Source organism: Leptospira kmetyi serovar Malaysia str. Bejo-Iso9 (genome assembly GCF_000243735.2).
Taxonomy (GTDB): domain Bacteria; phylum Spirochaetota; class Leptospiria; order Leptospirales; family Leptospiraceae; genus Leptospira; species Leptospira kmetyi.
In genome coordinates this window covers 2,566,197-2,586,238 of sequence record NZ_AHMP02000003.1, presented here as the reverse complement: position 1 = coordinate 2,586,238, position 20,042 = coordinate 2,566,197, and the positions used below count along the sequence as shown (strand labels likewise).

Genomic DNA, 20,042 nt, shown 5'->3' with positions numbered 1-20,042 from the left:
CGATACCTCGTTTATAAAACCAGATTGTGGTTCTCGGATAAAATTTCAACGATCCTAAACGGAAACGGTTTCCTTTTTTGATAAGGGGCGAACGAATTCTCCCATTTGTTCCAATACTTGAGCCGGTAAGAACGCGGGTTTTTTCGTATTGAAGTTGATCCACATTCCGTAAGAACGAACTCGGCAAACGAGTTTTTCGTCCGATTCGCGGTAAAGTTCCTGATGAAAGATCGCTCTCGTTTTTTTGATGAATTCGACTTTGGTTTTTACGATCACCGTATCGGGATATTTTAAATCTCCTAGATATTCGTATTCGGCTTTATAAACGATGGGACCGATTCCTTCCTGTTTCATCTTTTCAAGATCGACTCCGGAGGTGACGAAGGCTTTCATCTTCGCTTCGTCGCAATAAGAATTGTAGTTCCGATTGTTTACGTGTCCGTTTTCGTCCGTATCGCTGAATCGAACCGGGATTCTGGATTCGAATCTAAATTCTTCTTCCATAGGTTTATTTCTCCTTGTTCTTGCGAGAATTGGGTCTTTTTATATAGTGCATATACACTATATAAAGTCAAGCGGTTCTTGGAACGTTTTTTTGCTCTTCATTCTTCGTTCGATTTAGGAGAGAATGGGATTCACCATTCTCCCGTGTTGGGCATAGAAAGCCAAGGTTCTTCGGGTGGAAGCGCGTGGCCTTTTTGCAGTAATTCTACCGATATCAGATCCGGAGAACGGATAAACGCCATTCTTCCGTCGCGGGGAGGGCGATTGATCGTGATTCCTCTGGATGCGATTCTGGCGCAGGTTTCGTAGATGTTATCGACTTCAAAGGCTAAATGGCCGAAGTTTCTTCCGCTCGTATAAGCTTCTTTTTGTCCCCAGTTGTAGGTGAGTTCGATTTCGGGGGCGTCGGTTTCTCCCGTCGATAAAAAGACGAGAGTGTATTTTCCTTCGGGATGTTCTTTCTTTCTTACGACGACAAGTTCCAGGGTCATGCAAAAGAAATCGAGGGCCTTTTCCAAATCCAAAACTCGTATCATGGTGTGAAGATATTTCATGGTTTCTTCCGTTTTCTCCCGTTCCAGGTTTCTGACGATTTCAAGGGCGACAATTCGTAAAATTTGAAAATTTGTAGGAACTCCTTCGGAGTTTTTCGACGGTGAAATCCGGTTTTACCTCTTTTCGGACGGCTTGGGGAGAATTTTTTTTCGCGTTTTTATTTTCCGGTTTTTGAGGGTTGAATGCTGAAAAAGTAGGAACTCCTATGTTTTGGGGGATTTGGTCGGAATTCCGATTCTGGGTTTGATGTTGTTTTGTTTATGATTATGTCTCATAAAGTTGGTAAGAATTTGGAAATGCTCCGTACTTCTTCGGGAAAATGTAGGAACTCCTTCGTTTTCCGGGAGATTTACGGTAAATCCAGGCTCTGTGCTGAAAACGAAACTGATCTCTTTTTGGATAACCTGATCTCATTGTAACTGGATTTCCTAATTTTTAGGAAAGACTGCTTAAAATACTTTCAGATTTTCGAAAAACGAACTGCTCAATTAATAAGCAAAGTAAGTCTACTTAGCATTTGTCCTGATTTCTCTCAAAATACCGCCTGAGTCGATTGAATTGAATACAAATTCTCCAATGACTCGAGCATTTTTAAATAGAACTGTTCGAAAAATGAAAACGTTTGCGCTCAACAAAGGCAATCGCGTTTCGATTAAGCATCTTCTTTGAGTTTGCGTTTCTTGCGATCAAGTCCATAAGAAAAATTGCAAATACTAAGCTGTTCAAACAGAGTTTGCATTCTTTGGAATCAATAATAGATAAAAGTATTTAATAAAAATAGAATATGCAAAAAACATAAAGTTATGAACGGATTTTTTAGCCAAAAGAAGGCCGAAATAAATTTTTTGATTTATTTCTTTAAAGTGGTTAGTCAGATTGGTATTGAAGATTCGTTCTTCGAAAATAAAAACTCATCTGAGGTTTCAATCATGAAAACAAACAAACTGATTTCTGTAATTTCCCTTCTTGGCCTTTTGGCAACAAGTTCCGTATTCGCGGTATCCGAAGAAGTTGAAGATCAACTCCTGGAAAAAGCGATCGTAGAAAGCGCGGTAACTAAAGAACAAAAAACCGCCGTTGGAAATTATCTGAAAGCCGTTGCACAACAAAAAGCTACGAGAGCCGAAGAGCTTCGCGAGCTTGCAAGAAGATCCACCGGTGGAAAATTCCTCGCAAGCAACGTTCAATCTCAAAAATATCTGAAACAAGCGCAAGCGCTTGAAAAAGAAGCTCAAAGATATCAATCCGTTCTTGGAAGTCTTTAATTCTTCATTCAACCTGTCTTTCTTAGGTTGAATAAAAAGGGCGCCGTTAGGCGCCTTTTTTATTATACGAAGACGGGTTTGCGCGAATGCATGAGCGACGTCGCCGATGTTGCGCGTTCGAAAAATTCTGAATTAGTTCGTTTTCGATTTATTGTAAGAAGTGGAGTTATCGCGGTTCGGATTCGGAAAACAGCTCAGGGAAAGTCCTTCCACAAGATAACAAATCGCATCCGGAGAAACGCATTTATGACCGTCGTCGTAGGTTTGTCCGTTTACGATGAGTTCTATCTTCTGACAGACCATTTTCTCCTTTACGGTTTGGTTTGCGTCTTGCGCTCCGATTCCGACGTTCAAGGAAAGAATCAAGATTCCCAAAAAAGGAAAAATCAGTTTCGAAAGGTTCATTTTTGGATTCAGTTGGATTGCGTTCATTCCGGTTCTACGTTTCCTTTTGCTTTAGAATATTGCTTTCTCATTTCGTTTCTCTGTCAACTAAAGGATTCAGACCATTCTTTCCTTTTGGATTGTTCCGAATCGTCAGATAACTCAAAATCAAAATCGGCGTTAAAAAGATCGCGATCCAAGCCAAATTGATCGGAGCTTTCCAAGATAAATCAGGATCGGTCCAAGATGGCAAATAAGGGAGAATGGTTTCCGGAAAAAAGCCCGGTCTTTTTAGGGGATTCTTCTCCATTGTGTGATAAAGCGATGCGGTATGATCGAACCAAAATTTTCCGATCCAGATTTGATAAGCGACACAAAGTCCGGCGATGGCCCCGGCGCCCTTCTTCGATAGGGATTGGAGGATTTTCCAACCCGCTATAAAAGGAAGAAAGAAGATCGGCGCCGAACTCCACTGAAATCTTCCGGGCAAGGAAAGGCAGCCGTAAGAACAAGGATGTCCCGCGTTGAGGCCCAACTGCAGAATCAATATTAGCAAAAGAAGAATTCCGATTTTCCTTAAATTCCGATCTTGAAAAAGGAGAATCCATCCTAAACTTCCCGGAATCCAGATCCACGGGTTCTGGAAAAATAGTCCTTGGTTGCGATCCATAAATAATCCGGAGAAAACCGTAATCCAATGTGATAGATCCAAGGTAAAGATCGGCGGAGAACCGGGTTTTGAACTCATTCCGTCGCCATTGCTGTTGCCGTAAGGTCCGAACGCGGATTCGAACCAGATCAGATTGCAAATCAAGAGGCCGATTACGAGGGCAGTAATAGTTCCTACATAGATCGTTTTGGAGCGGAGATTCCATTCTTTTTGGATCAGACCCCAGGCAAGGAGAACGGCGGCGACGGGAATATTTTTCGCGTGAAACCAGGGCAGGATTCCGACGACAACGGCGCATATAAAAAGTAGAATATTCTTATTTTTGAATGTTTTGTTTGTTTCGAGAAATAACAGGCTTGTTATCGTAAATAGAAGTAGAATTCCGGTCGGTAGGTCTGGGAAGATTTGCCCCGCCGCCATCGGAAACGGCAGGCTGATCGAGTAAAGAATTGCAAGCATGGCGGCGGCTTTTCGGGAAAGATGAAAGATTCTCCCCAATGCATAAAAAAGAAAAGGGAGAATTCCCGCGAATAGCGCGAGATCGATTCGCGCTCCTTTGATTCCGGAAAGAATGTATCCCGGTAACGCGAGGACAGCGACCCCGACGGAATGGATGCTCTGGAGTTTTCCATTCTTTGCCGTTGTGTGATTTTCAACGTCGACGGGTCCTATGATTTTTTTGGAAAGGTAATCTTGTTCGTAATTGTTTTTGAGATCGAAGTCCCCGTCGCTTCGGATACTTTCGGCGATCATCAGATAGTGGGGTTCGTCGCCCGTGATCGGTAGTTTCTTTTTTTTATCCCAGCTTAAAATCGTCCCGACGAAATAAAGCACGGGTAAACAAAGAATCAGAATGATGGAAATTTTTCGCATCTCAGGAAGAATCTTTTTTCCTTTGGGTTTGTCAATCACGACGTCGGCGGTTCTGTTCGAAGTGAGGATCGGCCGCTTTGTAAATTTGCGATGTGGTCGGGTCGGTGCTGAGCTTAGGAGTTAGTTTGTCGGTTCTTTGAAGTTCGATCGGGGGTCCGTTAGGGAGCAGTTGTCGTCGCTGTTCGTTTTGATGAGAATTTTGAACTTGGGAAGAATTTTTTATTCTTTCTCAATCGTTCTTGGATCCGTGCGGTCCTTTTTGGGAACCGCTTCGGGTATGGAATATATTCTTTTAAATATGGATCAAAGGATCGATTCTTCCTTGGTGGAAAGAACGGATAAGGTCGTTACGTTGCTTGTTCCGGAAAGTTCTTTCGATCGTTTGTCGCTGGTTGATCAAAAGAAGTTGGGAAAAAAACTTCCTTATCTTTTGAGAAGATTTTCGAAGTTTATGGCCGCGAGAAGTCGTTTGAATGAGAATGCCGGGGCGACTTTGTATCAAAGTCCGGGTAGAATGAAAAAGATTAATTTTAGGGTGAATACCGGACATTGGGCTTTGTTAGGCGCACTTGCTCATGCGCACGGGGTTTCTCGGTGTTATCTTTTTAATTTTTTGTTGTCGTTGGATGAGGTAGAGGGTCGAGATTCTATCGTGGATATTTTGAACGCAGGAGTTCCCACATTTCATGAGAATTACAAGTATATCTGGCAACTAGACCTAACAAGCAACAAGATCAGTCGACATTTAGAATTCTCACCGAACCCGCTCCGAACATACTACGACACAAGTTTTCCTTGGTATCAAAAATATCAAACGTCCTAAAAATCTAAAAACGCATCAAAAGATAAAACAACAAGACAAGGCCGAAGTAATTCATCAGCGTCAACGGAGGTTACTTCATTCTCAACTCTGATTGCGAGCAACACACAGCAACATTGGAACGAGACCAGAACTACGCCGCCAAGCAGATCAAAATCAATCAAGACCGATCAAAACGAATCCTCGATCATCCGAATTCCAGGCGGAAGAAATTCTTCCGTTTCCAATTCCAAAACGCAAGAATGATCAAACATGCGAGAATGAACGATCGAATCCAAAGAATCCAAACGCGAAACGACGCGGCCGACAAACGTACAAGATTCTCTGCTTTTCACCCCGTAGATCGCGCCGTGAATCCTATCTCCTTCCACCGAAGAAAATTTCCGATCGACGGAAAGTTGAATACGATTGTCGATCAACTTCAAAGGAGTTCCGATAAAAACTCCGTTCGCGTCCATCAATTCCAAATAGAATTTCCGGGGATAATAAATACTTCTAAGAATTTTCTTTTCCGAGTTCATGCTGATAAGAATGCAAAAAAACTTTTGCAAACGGATTCCAAATCGTTGAAAATTTCCGATCTTGGATTACAAATCGCACCACAAGCGACAAACGCAGGGAAGAATCTAACATTTCCGGTTTACAGAATGCGCGCCGTTTTTACTCTTGAGGCGTAGGTTTTCATGAATCCAAGTACGGTCCGACTGAATTTCAAACTGAATCTGATTCGTCATTTGCGCGACGGAAAAAGAATGACCCTGGAAGAACTTTCGAGCGTAACCGGCGTTTCCAATCAAAAGGATCTCAAAGAACAGCTCGGAGAACTTTTTTTTCTCGGCGCAACTCCTCACGTCGCCGATTTGATTCAAGTCGATTACGATTCGGAAACCGATACGTTCGGATTGATTCTTCCGTTTCGATTTGATTCCAGCCTTCGTCTCAGCATCCGAGAGTGGCTCACGTTGAGAAAAATTTTAGAGGAAGCGGCGGAAAGCCATATCCAAGAATTGAACCCGTCGTTCACGCCCGGCGCCGACGTCAATCCCAAGACGAAAACGGACAATCGCGTCAAGACGGACAATCCTACAAAGGCCGATACAACCATCCAAAAGATTCTTCAGAAAATCACGTCGATCGTTCCTGTCGCCGGACAAGACGCGCTCTCAACCTATAAAACCGACATACAAAACGCCATTCGAAACGGAAAATCCGTCCAACTCGAATATCAATCCAGAAACGGTGAAAAGACGACTCGAAGAAAAGTGGATCCCTGGTTTCTGTTTCATTCATTAGAAGATTATTTATTAGGATATTGTCATGAACGAAAGGCTCCCCGGAACTTTCGACTCGATCATATTCTTTCCCTAAAGATCGGAGACGAACCGATCACCGAACCCGCAGGCCGAAAGAAATCGACTTATATCTCCGAATTCGAGGAATTTCGGAAGTCTCAGGAGAATTCTTCCGGCGTCGCCGAACTCTGGCATACGAAGGAAGTTTTCTACAACTTAAACCGAAAGCTCGGCCTTGAAAGAACGGCTCAAACAAAAACGATCCACGATGTCGTTTATCATTTGTCAAAGGCGAAAATCCGGGAAGAGGTTTGGTTTTTGGAAACGATTCTCCCTTTCGGAAAAAACGTAATACTAAAAAGCCCGGAACATCTCGTTAAAAGAATCGTAGGCGAGATGGAATCCATACTGCGTTAAACGCGCTTTAAGGTCTAAATAACCGTCAAGGAATCGATAGGAAAAATCCATTGCTTTCTCCCGCTAAGATCAATCTCGGTCTCGAAATTCCGTTCAAACGACCGGACGGTTTTCACGAAATCCGAAGCGTCTTCCTAAGAATCTCCTGGGGCGACGATATCGAAATCGAACCTGCCGACAACGGAGTTTTTGAACTGATTTCCGAAAACGAAATCATATTAGAAAAACGGAAACTATACGATCAGGTTTCGGAAATCGGAGATCTCAAGAAAAATATTCTTTATAAGACGTTTACAAAAGCGCGTTCTCTTTTTCCGGAACTTCCGGGAGTCAGGATTCATCTTAAGAAAAGAATTTCTCCCGCGGGCGGACTCGGAGGCGGGAGTACCAACGCGGCTTCTCTCTTAAGTTTTCTTTTTTCTTGGCTTTCCTTTTTTACTTCCGATGAGATGCACGATCTCGCGGCTCAGATCGGATCCGATGTTCCGTTCTTTTTAGGAGAAGGTCATGCCTTCGTCACCGGACGCGGAGAAATTTCGGAAGAAATCGAAGTTCATCCGGGGCAAGGAATTCTCGCGTTAACTCCTCAGGTGATGAATACGGCGGAAATGTACTCCTTACTGAAAAAACCTTTACAAGAGGGGGGCTCCCAGAAAAATGGGAATACGCTGTCGGAAAATCTGATTTCTGTCCTAAAAAACGGAGATTGGAGCGCTCTGCAGGGTAGGCTCTTGAATGATTTTGAGCCGGTTGCCTTCCAACTTCATCCGGAATTGGGAGTTCTCAAGGACAGATTCCTGGAGTTTGGATCCAGTTATTGTTCTTTGACCGGTTCGGGTTCGAGTATGTACGGGCTGGTTCAAGGGCTTGAGATCCAAGAAGAACTGTTGCACAGGCTGAGGCAGGAATTCCCAAATCTCACATTCGTACGATTCAACTTTTAGAAACTGGGCTGTCGCCAAGTGGTAAGGCAGCGGTTTTTGGTATCGCCATTTCCTAGGTTCGAATCCTAGCAGCCCAGCCAGTGAATTACTGACATTTATTAAACGATGAAACCTACTCAGGATAAGGTCGCTGTGGTACTAGCCGCAGGGAAGGGCACCCGTATGAAGACGGATCAGCCTAAGGTTGCGGTAGAGCTGAATGGCAAGCCGCTACTTCTCCATGTACTCGATCACCTGAAAGGATCCGGCGTGGAACGGATCGTAGTCGTTGTAGGCTACAAAAAAGAATTAGTCCAAGCGCTTTGTTCCGGAATTCCCGGAATCAGCTTCGCGGAACAAACCGAACAACTCGGAACAGCACACGCTCTTCTTTGTGCGGAACCGGAACTCAAAGGTTTTCAGGGTTCCGTAATCGTTGCTTGCGGCGACGTTCCGATGATCACTTCCGAAACCTTCGCAAACATAGTTAAAGAACATAAACAAAACGAATTCTCCGCTACCATTCTTTCCGCAGTTGTGGAAAAACCCACCGGTTACGGAAGAATCATCCGTAACACTTCGGGCGACGTTACGGCTATCGTGGAAGAAAAAGATTCCAACGCGGAAGAAAAACTCATCAACGAAATCAACACCGGAACCTATGTGTTCGACGGTGATGGACTTTTCGATTCTCTCAGACAAATCGGTAACTCCAACGCTCAGGGAGAATACTATCTTCCCGATCTCGTGAAATTATACAGAAACTCAGGAAAGAAACTCGGCGCTATGAAACTGAAAAATCATCTCGAAAGTCACGGAGTGAATTCTCCCGAAGACCTGCAGATGCTTTCCGCAATGATCAAAGGGGAGGCCGTCCATCCATGAACGGAGACATCGCGGTATTTGCCGGAAGTTCCAATAAACAAATCGCCGAAGAAATTTGTACTCATCTCAACATTCAACCCGGCAAGATTAACCTGAAGAAATTCTCCGATGGAGAAATTTCGGTTAAGGTGGAAGATAACGTTCGCGGAAGAGAAGTGTTTATCGTTCAATCCACTTCCGCTCCGGCTAACGATCATTTGATGGAATTGCTTCTGATCATGGACGCGCTTCGTAGAGCTTCCGTTTCGAGCATCAGCGTAGTGATTCCTTATTACGGTTACGGACGTCAGGATCGCAAAGTGGAACCTCGCGTTCCGATTTCCGCGAGAATCGTCGCGGATCTGCTCGAAGTCGTTGGCCTGAACAGAATTCTTACCATGGACTTGCATGCGGATCAGATTCAGGGATTCTTCCGTGTTCCCGTGGACAATCTTCACTTCGCTCCGGTTTTAGCGGATTATATCAACACCAAAAAGATCGAAGACCTCGTGATCGTTTCTCCCGATTCGGGTGGAGCGGAAAGAGCGAGAGCCTTCGGTAAAAAAGTAAACGGTTCATTAGCAATTATTGATAAACGAAGACCGAAAGCGAACGTCTCCGAAGTCATGAACGTGATCGGCGAGATCGAAGGGAAGAATTGTATTCTTCTCGACGACATGATCGACACTGCGGGAACGATCTGCAAGGCCGCGGACGCTCTTTTAAAACACGGAGCAAAGTCGGTTTATTGCGCGGCGACTCACGGAGTTCTTTCCGGCGAGGCTGTGGATCGTATCAACGCGACTAACTTCACCGAAGTCGTTCTCGCGAACACGATCGCGATTCCCGAATCCAAAAAGATTCATAAATTGAAATCATTGTCCGTAGCTCCTCTTTTCGCCAACGCGATCAAGAGGATTCATACAAATCAATCAGTCAGCACTTTATTCGATTAAGGTTAGGTAATAAGAATGAGCCAGAGCACAATTCACAAAATCGCGGTTAAAAAAAGAACGGAAACCGGTAAAAACGAAAACAACCGTCTTCGTTCCTCCGGAATGGTTCCCGTGAATATCATCGGCGCAGGCGTTGCGACTTCCGGCGCGGTAAACGAGAAAGAACTTGAAAAGATGGTTCATTCCGGAATCCGTCAGTCCACTCTGATCGAACTCGACGTGGAAGGCCAAGGCGCGCAAAAAGTTTTCGTAAAAGAAATCCAAAGATTTCCTGAGATCGATAGAATCCGTCACGTGGACTTTTACAAAGTCGTTCCGGGTCAAAAAATCGTTACTAAAATCGGTATCGAAACGACCGGAATCGCGAAAGGTTCCAAGACCGGCGGTCAATTCGAACATATCATTCACGAGATTCGCGTTAAAACGATCCCGGAAGATTTGATCGAAAACCTTACGATCGACGTTACCGATCTCGACGTGGGCGACGCGATCAAGATCAGTCAGTTGAAAGTTCCTGCGAGCTGGGAAATTTTGATCAACGGAGATCCGATCGTGACTTCCGTGAATAAAACGAAAGCTCTCCTTGCCGCTGAAAGAGCGGAAGCTAAAGGCGCTGACGACGCTAAAGGCAAGAAAGGAAAAAAATAAAAACGGAACTTCAATCAGGTCTAATCTGATAAAAACAGATAGGTATTCATGAAGCTGATCGTCGGACTCGGGAATCCAGGGGACAGATACAACAACAACCGTTCAAACATCGGTTTCAAAATTTTAGATGTTATCGCCAATAACATCAATGTTGAAATTAAGACCAAGAAGAAGAAATCTCTGATTGGTCGCGGTGATTTTGAGGGGGAAGAAGTTGTACTCTTAAAGCCTCAGACTTTCAGCGACTTATCCGGCGAATCCGTTTTATACATCGCTTCGTTTCTAAAAATCCAAGTGGGAGAGATTCTGGTCATTCAAGAAGACTGGTCTCTTCCTCTCGGAAGAATCGTAGTCGATAAGGGAACGCAAGAAACGGATCACCCCGGAGTGAAGTCCATCATCCAATCTCTTCGTTCTCCGAATTTTATCCGAATTCGGATCGGAATCTGGAACGACGGTTTCGATTTGAAGGCTCGGGATTCTTTCTTAAAGGAAGATTTCGAACCGATGGAAAACCTGAGTCTGATTCAGATCATCAACGACGCGGAAGCGGCGATTCGTTCGATTTCTCTCGGAGATATCGACGACGTGATCGAAAAATATCATCTTTGAAGTAAAAAATCTTCGCGATTTCCGTTTTCGTACGATTTCGTTTTGGCCGTATCGGCCAATTCTTCCTTGCCTTTTTGAAGAAACGTGAAATCCTATCTGAAGGAACCTCTTGCCTGTTGATTGTTTCTTACAGGCGTCTAAGTTACAGGAGAACTCCATGAACAAGAACTTGAAAAACGTATTCTTTGTCCTGATTATTATGATGGTCGTTTTGATCATCGCCTACAATTACGAAAACAACGCAGGCGCGACCAAGGATATCTCCTATTCCGATTTTTTGAATATGCTCGAACCGGTGGAAGGTAAAAAACCTCTCGGTAAATTGTATAAGGGCAGCGTCGACAAATACAATAAGATCCAAATCGAAAAAGACGTGATCGAAGGTTTTTATATTCCCTCCGAATACGCCGAATCCAAAACCGCAAAGCCGGTGAAATTCAGAACCACGGTCGCTCCTCTCGACAAGGATCTGATCGCTTCCTTAAGAAGAGCTAACGTGTCCTTCGACGCTCGCTCCGCCGAGGAAGGAAAATTCTGGAGCGTCATCGGAAGCAACATTCTTCTTATCGTTATTTTAATCGGTCTCTTCTGGTTCATCATGATGAGGCAAATTCAATCGACCGGAAACAAAGCGTTCTCCTTCGGTAAATCCAAAGCAAAAATGACCGTCGATCCGAAAGTAAAAATCACTTTCGAAGACGTCGCTGGTTGCGAGGAAGCCAAGGAAGAATTGGTCGAGATAATCGAGTTCTTAAAAGATCCTAAAAAGTTTCATGCGATCGGCGCGAGAATTCCCACCGGTGTTCTGTTAGTCGGTCCTCCGGGAACCGGTAAGACCTTGCTCGCAAGAGCGGTTGCGGGAGAAGCGGGAGTTCCATTCTTTTCCATTTCCGGATCGGACTTCGTGGAAATGTTCGTAGGGGTGGGAGCTTCCCGAGTACGCGACCTCTTCGATCAAGGTAAGAAGAATTCTCCTTGTATCATCTTTATCGACGAGATCGACGCGGTCGGTCGTTTGAGAGGAGCCGGACTCGGCGGTGGACACGACGAAAGAGAACAAACTCTCAACCAAATGCTCGTCGAGATGGACGGCTTCGAAAAGAACGAAGGTGTGATCGTGATGGCGGCTACGAACCGCGCAGACGTTTTGGATCCTGCATTGCTCAGACCGGGACGTTTCGATCGCCAAGTAATGGTGGATCTTCCGGATATCAAAGGCCGCGAAGAAATTCTCAAAGTGCATTCTCGCAAAGTTCCGATGACCAGCGATATTTCTCTTCACTCGATCGCAAGAGGAACCCCCGGTTTTACCGGAGCGGATTTGGCGAACCTCATCAACGAAGGTGCGTTACTTGCCGCTCGTAAGAATAAGAAAAGAGTGACTCAAGAGGAACTCGAAGAAGCGCGCGACAAAGTGATGATGGGTCCTGAAAGAAAATCATTCTTCATTTCCGAAAAGGAAAAAGAAGTCATCGCGTATCACGAAGCGGGTCATGCGATCTTAGGAACCCTTCTTCCTTATACCGAACCTGTTCACAAGGTTACGATCATTCCGAGAGGACGCGCGCTCGGACTTACACAATCCCTTCCTAAAGAGGACAAACACATTCTCCCTAAAACCTATTGGCTCGATCAAATCGTAGTGGCGATGGGCGGATTTATCGCGGAAGAATTTAAGTTCGGAGTTACTTCCACCGGTTCCAGCAACGACATTCAACAAGCGTCCAACATCGCTCGTAAGATGGTCTGCGAATGGGGAATGTCCGAAAAACTCGGAACCGTAAATTACAGCGGCGATCAAGCGAACGTGTTTATCGGAAGAGATATGGGTCATAGTAGTAAATATTATTCCGAAGAATTCGCGGCGATGATCGACAAGGAAGTCCGTGAAATCATTCTAACCTGTCTGAACAAAGGACGCGATCTGGTTCGTAAGAACGCATCCAAGTTCGAAGGTCTTGCAAAGGCTCTTCTGGCTAAGGAAACCATTTCTCACGAGGAACTGATGACGATCGTTCATCCGGCCAACGAGGAAGGCGCAAAAAAAAAGTCGGAAAAGTCCGTGAAGTCTAAAAAGCAAAACGGTATTAAAACGAACCCAGCGTACAACGCCGGAATGGAATGAATTACTGGCTCTTTAAGACCGAACCCGACGTCTTCTCCATAGACGACTTACACAAGGCTCCTTCCCACATCGCTCCTTGGGAAGGAGTAAGAAATTATCAAGCCCGCAATTTCTTGCGTGACAGTATTAAAAAAGGGGATTTAGTTCTCTTCTACCACAGTAGGGCGAACCCTCTTTCCATCGTTGGAATTGCGGAAGTGGTCAAACCGGGTTATCCGGATCATTTTGCGTTCGATCCTTCTCACAAATACTTCGATCCGAAGAGTAAGACTGAGAATCCTACGTGGTATATGGTAGATATTAAATTTAAAAAGAAATTCCCAGAACCTGTCACGATGGAAGAAATGAAAACACATAAAGCGCTGAAGAATATGGTTCTTTTACAGAAAGGTTCGCGTCTTTCGATTCAGCCGGTTTCTCCCGCAGAGTTTCAGTACATTCTGGGACTTGCGGGTGTGAAACTTTGAAGTTTAGAGTTTCGCTTTTTACCTTTCTTTTGACGTTCGGAATCGCCTTCTCGGTTTCGACTAACGTATTTTCGCAGACCCAAACCCAGACAAATACCAAAACGTCTTCTTCGTCGGCTTCCTCTTCGCCCTCCGTCTCCGCTTCTTCTCCTTCTTTAACGGAAGAATTCGTATTTTCCCTTTCGGGAGACATGAAAGGAAAATATTTGGGGAAGAATCTTCAAATATTAGAAGATTCGAATGCTCAAATTCGGATCGAGAATTTTTCCGATCTGAATTTCAATCCGGATTGGCAAAAATTCGGAAAGGACAGTCTTTCCAAAGGTTATACCCGTTCCGTGTTTTGGGTTCGTTTTAAAACCCGTTATCAAAACCACGAGTTCGGTTCTCATCCTTGGTTTTTGGAATTGGCCAATCCCGCTTCGGAAGAATTTACCGTTTATAAAAAAATCTCCGGGTTTCCGATCCGCTACGAAGAAATCAAAAAAGATCAGAGCGTTCGTTATTTTCATCCGGTTTATCGTCTCGTTTCCAAAAACTCGGCGACGGACGAATATCTGATCCGCGTCGCAACAAGACGATCCTTGATCCTAAACTTCAAGGCTTGGAGCGTTTACGAATTCATAATCAACGTTCAGATTCAGAACATATTGTTCGGATTGTTTTTCGGCGCGATTCTCGTGATGCTCGTGTACAACGGTTTCGTTTTGTCCACCGTTAAGGAAGCCGGTTATCTTTTTTACGTCCTTTATCTTTTGTCCTTCACCTTATGGCAGTTATCCGTAACCGGAGTCGGAAACCAATATCTCTTTTCGGACGCTTTGAAAACCTGGAACGATTTTTTGGTTTCGTTTGCGTATCTCGCGATCGTTTTTTCGATCCAGTTTACCAGGTCCTTTCTCCATACGGACCGGAAGACCAAGATTCTGGATCGGATTCTCGTTTTGTTTATGATTCCGGGCGTCGTGGGAATCGTTCTTTCTTTTTTTCCAATATTCTATTTTTGGAATATGCAGGCTTTGACATACTTTCCGATTCTCGCATCCGTGATCGTTATCTACGCGGGAATCGATCGTTATCGCCAGGGTTATAGACCGGCTCGATTCTTTTTAATGGCTTGGTCGGTACTCGTTATTTTTATCATGGTCACGGTTTTGCGGAACCTTTCGATTCTTCCGAGTAATCTTTTCACCAACTGGGGGTCTTTGATCGGTTCCTTGTTGGAGATGACTTTGTTGTCGTTTGCGCTTGCGGATCGGTTCAAATCCTTACAAGCAGAAAGTTTACGGACGAGCATCGACGCGTACGAAAATCAGATCAAACTTTCCGAACTCGAACAGGAACTCAAGATCGCGAGGGAACTTCAAGAATCCATTCTCCCCGATAAACTTCCGAAACTGGAAGGAATCGAACTTTCGGTTAAGATGGAATGCGCTAGTTCGGTGGGCGGAGACTTTTACGATTTCCACGATTACGGAGACGGAAGACTCGGCGTTTTTATCAGCGACGTTTCCGGTCACGGGATTCCCGCGGCGATCATCGCGTCCATGGTCAAACTCGCGTTTTCGATCGAGGTTCGAAAAGCGGTCGAGCCGGCGGATCTGCTAAAGAACGTTAACCGCGCATTGATGGGAAAATACGGAAAACATTTTATCACGGCCGCTTATCTGATCATCGACATCAACAAAGGTATCATAACGTATTCGAACGCGGGACATCCGCCGATAGCCATTCTCAATCATACCAAGGGAGAATTTAGAGAGATCTTTTTGCCCGGTTGGATCATGGGCTTGGACGGAAATCTTAAAAACGGTCAGTTGATCATTCCGATTAAGAGGAACGATCGGGTCGTTCTGTTTACGGACGGCGTCACCGAGGCTCGAAACAAATTCGGTCAGATGTTCGGTTATCAGAAGTTTTACGATCTTTTAAAGTCGCATTCCGAAATTCAGGGCGGGGTTTTGAATCAGATCGTTTTCGATACGGTGAGAAATTGGTCGGGAAGAGGGGATCAGTTCGAGGACGATATCACTCTTTTGATTTTGGATTTGAACGGTAAGACGGAAAAGGATTTGGGAGAAACGATCGTTCCTCCCTATCAAGAAATTTCTAAAACTGGTAGTTGAATCCGGTAGATCCTTATTTTTTAAGATCCTTTAGATACGCAATCAACTCGGGTGAAACCTGGATCGGTCTTTTTCTGTAAGTCTTTTTGTATTCTTTCTTAAATTCCTTATGACAGGATTTGCAGGATTGTTCGTAGTCCTTCGTCTTCAACGCTTCTTGAGAGATTTCGGTCCACTTCGCTTTTTGTTCGTCGAGTGCGAAGTTCGGAAGTTCGGTTAATATCTTTTCGATGTATTCCGGTTTTCCTTTTTTTGCCGCTTTCATCGCCGCTTTTGCATAGTCTTCCATAAAGTCGTGAACCGTAGATTCGATTTTTCGCTCCGGTTGTGCGGAAACGGAAAGGCTGATAAGAACGGCGAACGCGACGGCTGCGATCGCAAAAAGGGAAATTGTTTTTTTCATGGAAATCCTCTGTGAAAATTTTTGAAGTATTTGTTTGAATTCGATTTTTGACACGGCTCTTGAAAAGTTTCTTCGATAACGTTTGTAGATATAGAATCCTTTATAAGACTTTCGTTTCGCATTTATGGTTCCACTTTTTCAAGAATTCTTTTTGCAAGAACGTTTTACGAAAGAATTGTAGGAACTCCTACAAGCTTGAACATGAGAAATTGTCCTTGAAGGAATACGATTTCCATGTTAATGAAAAATTTCCGAACTTTCCCACCACCAAACTCAGTGAGTCGCTCTCTATGGATCGCTCCTCACCCCGCCACCCAAAACGAGGGCGGGGCGCCTTTTCGTATTACGGCGGACTGTAGGAGCTCCTACAATTTCCTCAATCCAAAATTCGATTCCATTCTCGGTCGTAATACCGAACCAGCGCCTGATTGTCCAAGCGATTGATTTCCACGGGAATCCTCGACATGTCCTGTGGAAAAACTTGGATCGATTCGAGCTCCTGTTGATTCAAAAAACGAAGATGATCCGGAAATTCTTTTTTGAATCGAATCGGCTTTTGTCCCGCTAAAACAAAACCCCATTCTCCAAAGGAAGGAACGTAAACGTGAATCGGAAGCGTCTGTAACCCCAGCGAAGCGATCGTTCTTTCGATACACCAATACGAAGAACGTGCGAACAAAGGCGAAGTGGATTGAATTTCCAAAACGGAAGTTTCGTTCATTCTTCTTTTTAGGACTTGAAAAAACGCGGTTGTATAAAGTTTTCCTAATGAAAAGTTGCTCGGATCGGGAAAGTCTATGATGACCGCGTCGAAAACTTCCTCGGAATTCTCAAGCCAAACAAAAGCGTCCGTGTTGATCACCTTCACTTTAGAATTTTTTAAACTTTCGTCGTTGAGTTCCTTCAACATTCCGTGATCGGTAAATAAATTCGTGATCGCCGGATCGAGGTCGACCAATGTGATCGATTCGACCCCTTTGTGTTTTAAAATTTCGCGAACGGCAAGTCCGTCTCCTCCGCCCAATACCAACACTCGTTTCGGAGCCGGATGCGCGAGCAATGCGGGATGCACCAGCGTTTCATGATAACGATATTCGTCCCTTGAGGAGAATTGAAGATGTCCGTTTAAAAAAAGACGAATCTCGTTCTTCCATCGGGTTACGATGATCCTTTGAAACTGGGATTGTTTGGAAAGAATGATCTCGTCCGTGTATAAGGATTCTTCGCTGTAATACGTGATCAGATCCGAAAACGAAAAACCCAAGATCAAAAAAGTTAACACGATCACGGATTGAGCGCGGAGCAAAATCATTCTCGAATGTTTTAAAGGCAAAGCCCAGGTTCCCCAAAGCGCGACTCCCGCATTCAAAATTCCGAATATAAATCCAGTCCGAATCAAACCCAACTTAGGAGCGAAAAAAATCGGAAACAGAATGGAAGCGAGAAGAGCGCCCACGTAATCCAGACTCAACACTCTGGAAACCAATTCCTTGAATTGAAGTTCCTTCTTTAAAATCCGAAGCAGAACCGGAATTTCAAGACCGACCAATATTCCGATCAGAACCACGAGTAAAAACAAAGGAATTTGAAAATACCGAATCTGCCCGAAGCTCAGATATAAAATCGCGGAGCTAAAACCGCCCACAAGTCCGATCGCCAATTCGATTTCCAAAAACTTGGGAACGAGATCCTTTTCCACGTACTTGGACAACCACGAACCGACTCCCATCGAAAACAGATACGTTCCGATGATGAGGGAAAACTGAGTTACGGTTTCTCCAAGAAGATAGGAGGCGATGGTTCCGGCCAAAAGTTCGTAAACAAGGCCGCAGGAAGAGATGATGAGAACGGATATATAAAGCGCGGTCTGCAAACGGTTTTATTTTCCCCCGGAATATCTCATAAAGTTCGTGTAGTGCGCCCGATAAACTCCCGGGTTTTCGCGGACGGTTTTAGGAACGTTTTCGATCTCGTCCACGTTGCTCGAACCTCCGCCGTAAAAGTTGTTGTAGGTAAGATAACCCGTAAGCCAGAGAACATACGCGGGATATAATAATTGTTTAATATAGTTCATTCTAATCTCCTAATTTTAATCGTCGTTATACGAAGAATCGTCGTCGTAATCCGAGTCGTCGCTCGAACTCGTCGGAGCGAAATCGCTGTTTTCGTTTCTCGAAGCCTCGAAGGAATAACTTCTAAAAAGGGAATAAGGAACAGGCAGCCAAATCGCGAGTAAAAAAAGAAAATAATAAACGGACTGATCCACGTCCCTTTTGATCGACAAGGAAACGTTCGCTCCACTTCCTTGAGGAAAATCGGATTCGGATTCGAGTCTGAGATAATATTCTCCTGCGGGAACCTCGCCGATGATGACGTCCGCGGATTTGTCCCCTTCGGACCAACTTTCACCGTCTTCGTAACCTTGGTAATAACTGATTTCCAAACCGGTATCGTATGCGATGTCCGTCTTCGTGTTGATCAACGCCAAAGAATAATAGATGTAATGATTGGAAAGATCCGGAACGGTTATTTTGATCTGAACGTTCTGTCTGTCTCCACCGTCCAAAAGAAACGTTTCCGTTACGAAAGAAGAATCCGTCGTTCCGCCCGGAGCGGGATCTCTCACATAGGAGAATTCTTTCGTGAATACTTCCTTGTCTTGCGCGGTCCAACAAAAACCGATTTGAACGAAGAGCATGATAGCCGATAACCAAGTCGCGATTCTTACGTTTCGTTTTCGGATCTTCGTAAAAGGATTCGGTTGTGCGGCTCCGATTCCTTCGGGAGTCGGAAGTTCCACTTCGCCTTGGATGGATTTCTTGAGTTCGTCGACGGGAACGTATTCTCCCACGGACCAAAAAAGTTCGTTCGGAGTTTTTTCCGAAGAAAGCATTTTAGGAGGAGCGATAAAATCCGCGAGTTCCGCAGTGTCGCCTGCGTGGATCTTATAATAGAATTCTCCGTACGCGAAGTCGGTTCCCGCATTCGAAGAATTGAATAGTTTGTATTCTTCTTTTTGAAAGTTCTTTTTCGGCGGATAAGAACCGATGACCGTTCTCGGAATAAACGGAACCGGTTCGAAAACGGTCCAATGTCCGTTCGTTTCGTTCAACCAATAGTAACCGCCGGTGAAATGAAGAAGGTATTCGGTCCAAGGAAAAATTTGTCCATCCGCGTGAACGGATTTTTTAACCACTCCAAGAACCTCGCATTCTTTTCCTTTGAGAGTGAGTTTGGTTCCCGGTTGTAGATACACGTTGTCTTTCATGACTTCTTCGAACTTGGAAAGAATGGTGAGTTCGTCCTTGCTCGTGTCCATCACGGTTCCGCAATATTCGCAGGCGATCGACTTCGAAAAGTCCGGACTTCTTTGACTCAAAGATGCGCCGCATCCCAAACACTGGATCGCCTTCGCTTCTTTCAGTTTTTGAAAACCCGTAAATGCCTTCGGATCTCTCAGATTGATGAAGTCGATCTGATCGAAGTTGTAAATCATTCCCTTGAAATACAAGGGAGGCGTATGAGAATAATCTAATGTAGCAAACCAGCCCTGATCGGTCGCCAAATCCAAAAGAACGGAAGTGGTTCCCGTTTGAAATCCCACGGGCAATTCTCCCTCGCCGCCGACGCAGGTCGCGAGACCGATTTCCCGGATCATCCAGAGTTCGTTGTCGAGTTTGAGAGTGTCTCCCGCATGGAGGAGTTGTTTGGAGGTTTTGGAAGTGATAAAATAAACGTCCGGAGGAGTTTCCGTATTCTGAATCGAATCGTGTTCCGGAAAAACTTCGTTTTGAGAAGTGGGACGAAGTTGTGTGATCATAAATTGTCCTTGAGCTTCCGCGAGCCAAATGGAATTTCCGTCTTGGGAAATCGCGTGCCATTCGTTCCAAGTTCCGAGGCTGTACTGCTGTTGAATTCTTCCCACGACTTGAAACTGAATCCCGTCCTTGGTTTTACCGGAGGTTCCGATTTGAATCGGAGAAAGATCGGGAACAAGCTCTCCGGCCTTGCCTAAACTTTCGAGGGATTGATTTTTTTGGAGGGTCAGAGTTTTACAATTCGGGCAGACTCCGTAAATCGAAGCCTTACTCTGAAACGGTACGGGCGCTCCGCAGTTGGGACAACTCAGTTCTAACAC

At 44.7% G+C, this 20,042-nt stretch carries 20 protein-coding genes and 1 tRNA gene; 12 read left to right on the top strand and 9 right to left on the bottom strand.

Features of this window, described 5'->3' with window-relative positions; all coding sequences use genetic code 11:
- Positions 1-54 precede the first annotated feature (54 nt).
- Positions 55-504, bottom strand: a complete 450-nt coding sequence (locus tag LEP1GSC052_RS14585; RefSeq protein WP_010573519.1) for an acyl-CoA thioesterase — start codon at positions 502-504, stop codon at positions 55-57.
- Positions 505-635: 131 nt separating this feature from the next.
- Positions 636-1,058, bottom strand: a complete 423-nt coding sequence (locus tag LEP1GSC052_RS14580; RefSeq protein WP_010573520.1) for a VOC family protein — start codon at positions 1,056-1,058, stop codon at positions 636-638.
- A 930-nt stretch (positions 1,059-1,988) separates the two neighbouring features.
- On the opposite strand from LEP1GSC052_RS14580, the gene LEP1GSC052_RS14575 reads away from it, so the two are divergent.
- On the top strand, positions 1,989-2,324 hold the full coding sequence (locus LEP1GSC052_RS14575; protein WP_020986424.1) for an LIC10421/LIC12816 family protein: 336 nt from the start codon (positions 1,989-1,991) through the stop codon (positions 2,322-2,324).
- Positions 2,325-2,456: 132 nt separating this feature from the next.
- Here LEP1GSC052_RS14575 and LEP1GSC052_RS14570 read toward each other — a convergent pair whose 3' ends face one another.
- Positions 2,457-2,756 (bottom strand): hypothetical protein, encoded by a 300-nt coding sequence (locus LEP1GSC052_RS14570; protein ID WP_010573522.1) that lies wholly within the window; start codon positions 2,754-2,756, stop codon positions 2,457-2,459.
- Between the two features lie 40 nt (positions 2,757-2,796).
- A complete protein-coding gene (locus tag LEP1GSC052_RS14565) occupies positions 2,797-4,251 on the bottom strand; it encodes a hypothetical protein (RefSeq protein WP_051185370.1) in 1,455 nt (484 codons plus the stop codon).
- A gap of 277 nt (positions 4,252-4,528) precedes the next feature.
- Here LEP1GSC052_RS14565 and LEP1GSC052_RS14560 point away from each other — a divergent pair, with 277 nt between their 5' ends.
- The gene (locus LEP1GSC052_RS14560; protein ID WP_040913607.1) at positions 4,529-5,074 is read left to right on the top strand and encodes a DUF1564 domain-containing protein; all 546 of its coding nucleotides are present in this window, start codon (positions 4,529-4,531) and stop codon (positions 5,072-5,074) included.
- Between the two features lie 167 nt (positions 5,075-5,241).
- Here LEP1GSC052_RS14560 and LEP1GSC052_RS14555 read toward each other — a convergent pair whose 3' ends face one another.
- Positions 5,242-5,622, bottom strand: a complete 381-nt coding sequence (locus tag LEP1GSC052_RS14555; RefSeq protein ID WP_010573525.1) for a hypothetical protein — start codon at positions 5,620-5,622, stop codon at positions 5,242-5,244.
- A gap of 132 nt (positions 5,623-5,754) precedes the next feature.
- Here LEP1GSC052_RS14555 and LEP1GSC052_RS14550 point away from each other — a divergent pair, with 132 nt between their 5' ends.
- From LEP1GSC052_RS14550 to LEP1GSC052_RS14505, 10 genes are all read left to right on the top strand, one after another.
- Positions 5,755-6,780 carry a helix-turn-helix transcriptional regulator gene (locus LEP1GSC052_RS14550; RefSeq protein WP_010573526.1) on the top strand — a complete coding sequence of 342 codons (1,026 nt, stop codon included), beginning with the start codon at positions 5,755-5,757 and terminating at the stop codon, positions 6,778-6,780.
- A 50-nt stretch (positions 6,781-6,830) separates the two neighbouring features.
- A complete protein-coding gene (locus tag LEP1GSC052_RS14545; RefSeq protein WP_010573527.1) occupies positions 6,831-7,724 on the top strand; it encodes a 4-(cytidine 5'-diphospho)-2-C-methyl-D-erythritol kinase in 894 nt (297 codons plus the stop codon).
- Positions 7,725-7,728: 4 nt separating this feature from the next.
- Positions 7,729-7,804, top strand: a tRNA-Gln gene (locus LEP1GSC052_RS14540).
- Between the two features lie 25 nt (positions 7,805-7,829).
- Positions 7,830-8,588 (top strand): sugar phosphate nucleotidyltransferase, encoded by a 759-nt coding sequence (locus tag LEP1GSC052_RS14535; RefSeq protein WP_084492239.1) that lies wholly within the window; start codon positions 7,830-7,832, stop codon positions 8,586-8,588.
- A complete protein-coding gene (locus LEP1GSC052_RS14530; RefSeq protein ID WP_010573529.1) occupies positions 8,585-9,523 on the top strand; it encodes a ribose-phosphate diphosphokinase in 939 nt (312 codons plus the stop codon). Before LEP1GSC052_RS14535 ends, LEP1GSC052_RS14530 begins: the two co-directional genes overlap by 4 nt.
- Positions 9,524-9,538: 15 nt before the next feature.
- Complete coding sequence (locus LEP1GSC052_RS14525; RefSeq protein WP_010573530.1) at positions 9,539-10,171, top strand: 50S ribosomal protein L25/general stress protein Ctc; 633 nt, start codon at positions 9,539-9,541, stop codon at positions 10,169-10,171.
- A 48-nt stretch (positions 10,172-10,219) separates the two neighbouring features.
- Positions 10,220-10,783, top strand: a complete 564-nt coding sequence (pth, locus tag LEP1GSC052_RS14520) for an aminoacyl-tRNA hydrolase (RefSeq protein ID WP_010573531.1) — start codon at positions 10,220-10,222, stop codon at positions 10,781-10,783.
- Between the two features lie 157 nt (positions 10,784-10,940).
- Positions 10,941-12,908, top strand: coding sequence for an ATP-dependent zinc metalloprotease FtsH (gene ftsH / locus LEP1GSC052_RS14515; protein ID WP_010573532.1), 1,968 nt, complete (start codon positions 10,941-10,943; stop codon positions 12,906-12,908).
- Positions 12,905-13,375, top strand: a complete 471-nt coding sequence (locus LEP1GSC052_RS14510) for an EVE domain-containing protein (protein ID WP_010573533.1) — start codon at positions 12,905-12,907, stop codon at positions 13,373-13,375. Before ftsH ends, LEP1GSC052_RS14510 begins: the two co-directional genes overlap by 4 nt.
- Positions 13,372-15,501 carry a 7TM diverse intracellular signaling domain-containing protein gene (locus tag LEP1GSC052_RS14505; RefSeq protein WP_010573534.1) on the top strand — a complete coding sequence of 710 codons (2,130 nt, stop codon included), beginning with the start codon at positions 13,372-13,374 and terminating at the stop codon, positions 15,499-15,501. The genes LEP1GSC052_RS14510 and LEP1GSC052_RS14505 overlap by 4 nt, the downstream gene beginning before the upstream one ends.
- 13 nt (positions 15,502-15,514) lie before the next feature.
- On the opposite strand, the gene LEP1GSC052_RS14500 is transcribed toward LEP1GSC052_RS14505, so the two are convergent.
- The 4 genes from LEP1GSC052_RS14500 to LEP1GSC052_RS14485 form a co-directional block, all read right to left on the bottom strand.
- A complete protein-coding gene (locus LEP1GSC052_RS14500) occupies positions 15,515-15,904 on the bottom strand; it encodes a hypothetical protein (RefSeq protein ID WP_040913606.1) in 390 nt (129 codons plus the stop codon).
- A 376-nt stretch (positions 15,905-16,280) separates the two neighbouring features.
- Positions 16,281-17,777, bottom strand: coding sequence for a polyamine aminopropyltransferase (locus LEP1GSC052_RS14495; protein WP_010573536.1), 1,497 nt, complete (start codon positions 17,775-17,777; stop codon positions 16,281-16,283).
- A gap of 6 nt (positions 17,778-17,783) precedes the next feature.
- Positions 17,784-17,978 (bottom strand): DUF4806 domain-containing protein, encoded by a 195-nt coding sequence (locus LEP1GSC052_RS14490; RefSeq protein ID WP_010573537.1) that lies wholly within the window; start codon positions 17,976-17,978, stop codon positions 17,784-17,786.
- Positions 17,979-17,993: 15 nt separating this feature from the next.
- The gene (locus LEP1GSC052_RS14485; RefSeq protein ID WP_010573538.1) at positions 17,994-20,042 is read right to left on the bottom strand and encodes a DUF4178 domain-containing protein; all 2,049 of its coding nucleotides are present in this window, start codon (positions 20,040-20,042) and stop codon (positions 17,994-17,996) included.

What these genes read in the sequence shown, in the direction of transcription:
- LEP1GSC052_RS14585 (WP_010573519.1), bottom strand. Translation starts at nt 504, where the DNA reads ATGGAAGAAGAATTTAGATTCGAATCCAGAATCCCGGTTCGATTCAGC.
- LEP1GSC052_RS14580 (WP_010573520.1), bottom strand. Translation starts at nt 1,058, where the DNA reads ATGAAATATCTTCACACCATGATACGAGTTTTGGATTTGGAAAAGGCC.
- LEP1GSC052_RS14575 (WP_020986424.1), top strand. Translation starts at nt 1,989, where the DNA reads ATGAAAACAAACAAACTGATTTCTGTAATTTCCCTTCTTGGCCTTTTG.
- LEP1GSC052_RS14570 (WP_010573522.1), bottom strand. Translation starts at nt 2,756, where the DNA reads ATGAACGCAATCCAACTGAATCCAAAAATGAACCTTTCGAAACTGATT.
- LEP1GSC052_RS14565 (WP_051185370.1), bottom strand. Translation starts at nt 4,251, where the DNA reads ATGCGAAAAATTTCCATCATTCTGATTCTTTGTTTACCCGTGCTTTAT.
- LEP1GSC052_RS14560 (WP_040913607.1), top strand. Translation starts at nt 4,529, where the DNA reads ATGGAATATATTCTTTTAAATATGGATCAAAGGATCGATTCTTCCTTG.
- LEP1GSC052_RS14550 (WP_010573526.1), top strand. Translation starts at nt 5,755, where the DNA reads ATGAATCCAAGTACGGTCCGACTGAATTTCAAACTGAATCTGATTCGT.
- LEP1GSC052_RS14535 (WP_084492239.1), top strand. Translation starts at nt 7,830, where the DNA reads ATGAAACCTACTCAGGATAAGGTCGCTGTGGTACTAGCCGCAGGGAAG.
- LEP1GSC052_RS14530 (WP_010573529.1), top strand. Translation starts at nt 8,585, where the DNA reads ATGAACGGAGACATCGCGGTATTTGCCGGAAGTTCCAATAAACAAATC.
- LEP1GSC052_RS14525 (WP_010573530.1), top strand. Translation starts at nt 9,539, where the DNA reads ATGAGCCAGAGCACAATTCACAAAATCGCGGTTAAAAAAAGAACGGAA.
- pth (WP_010573531.1), top strand. Translation starts at nt 10,220, where the DNA reads ATGAAGCTGATCGTCGGACTCGGGAATCCAGGGGACAGATACAACAAC.
- ftsH (WP_010573532.1), top strand. Translation starts at nt 10,941, where the DNA reads ATGAACAAGAACTTGAAAAACGTATTCTTTGTCCTGATTATTATGATG.
- LEP1GSC052_RS14510 (WP_010573533.1), top strand. Translation starts at nt 12,905, where the DNA reads ATGAATTACTGGCTCTTTAAGACCGAACCCGACGTCTTCTCCATAGAC.
- LEP1GSC052_RS14500 (WP_040913606.1), bottom strand. Translation starts at nt 15,904, where the DNA reads ATGAAAAAAACAATTTCCCTTTTTGCGATCGCAGCCGTCGCGTTCGCC.
- LEP1GSC052_RS14490 (WP_010573537.1), bottom strand. Translation starts at nt 17,978, where the DNA reads ATGAACTATATTAAACAATTATTATATCCCGCGTATGTTCTCTGGCTT.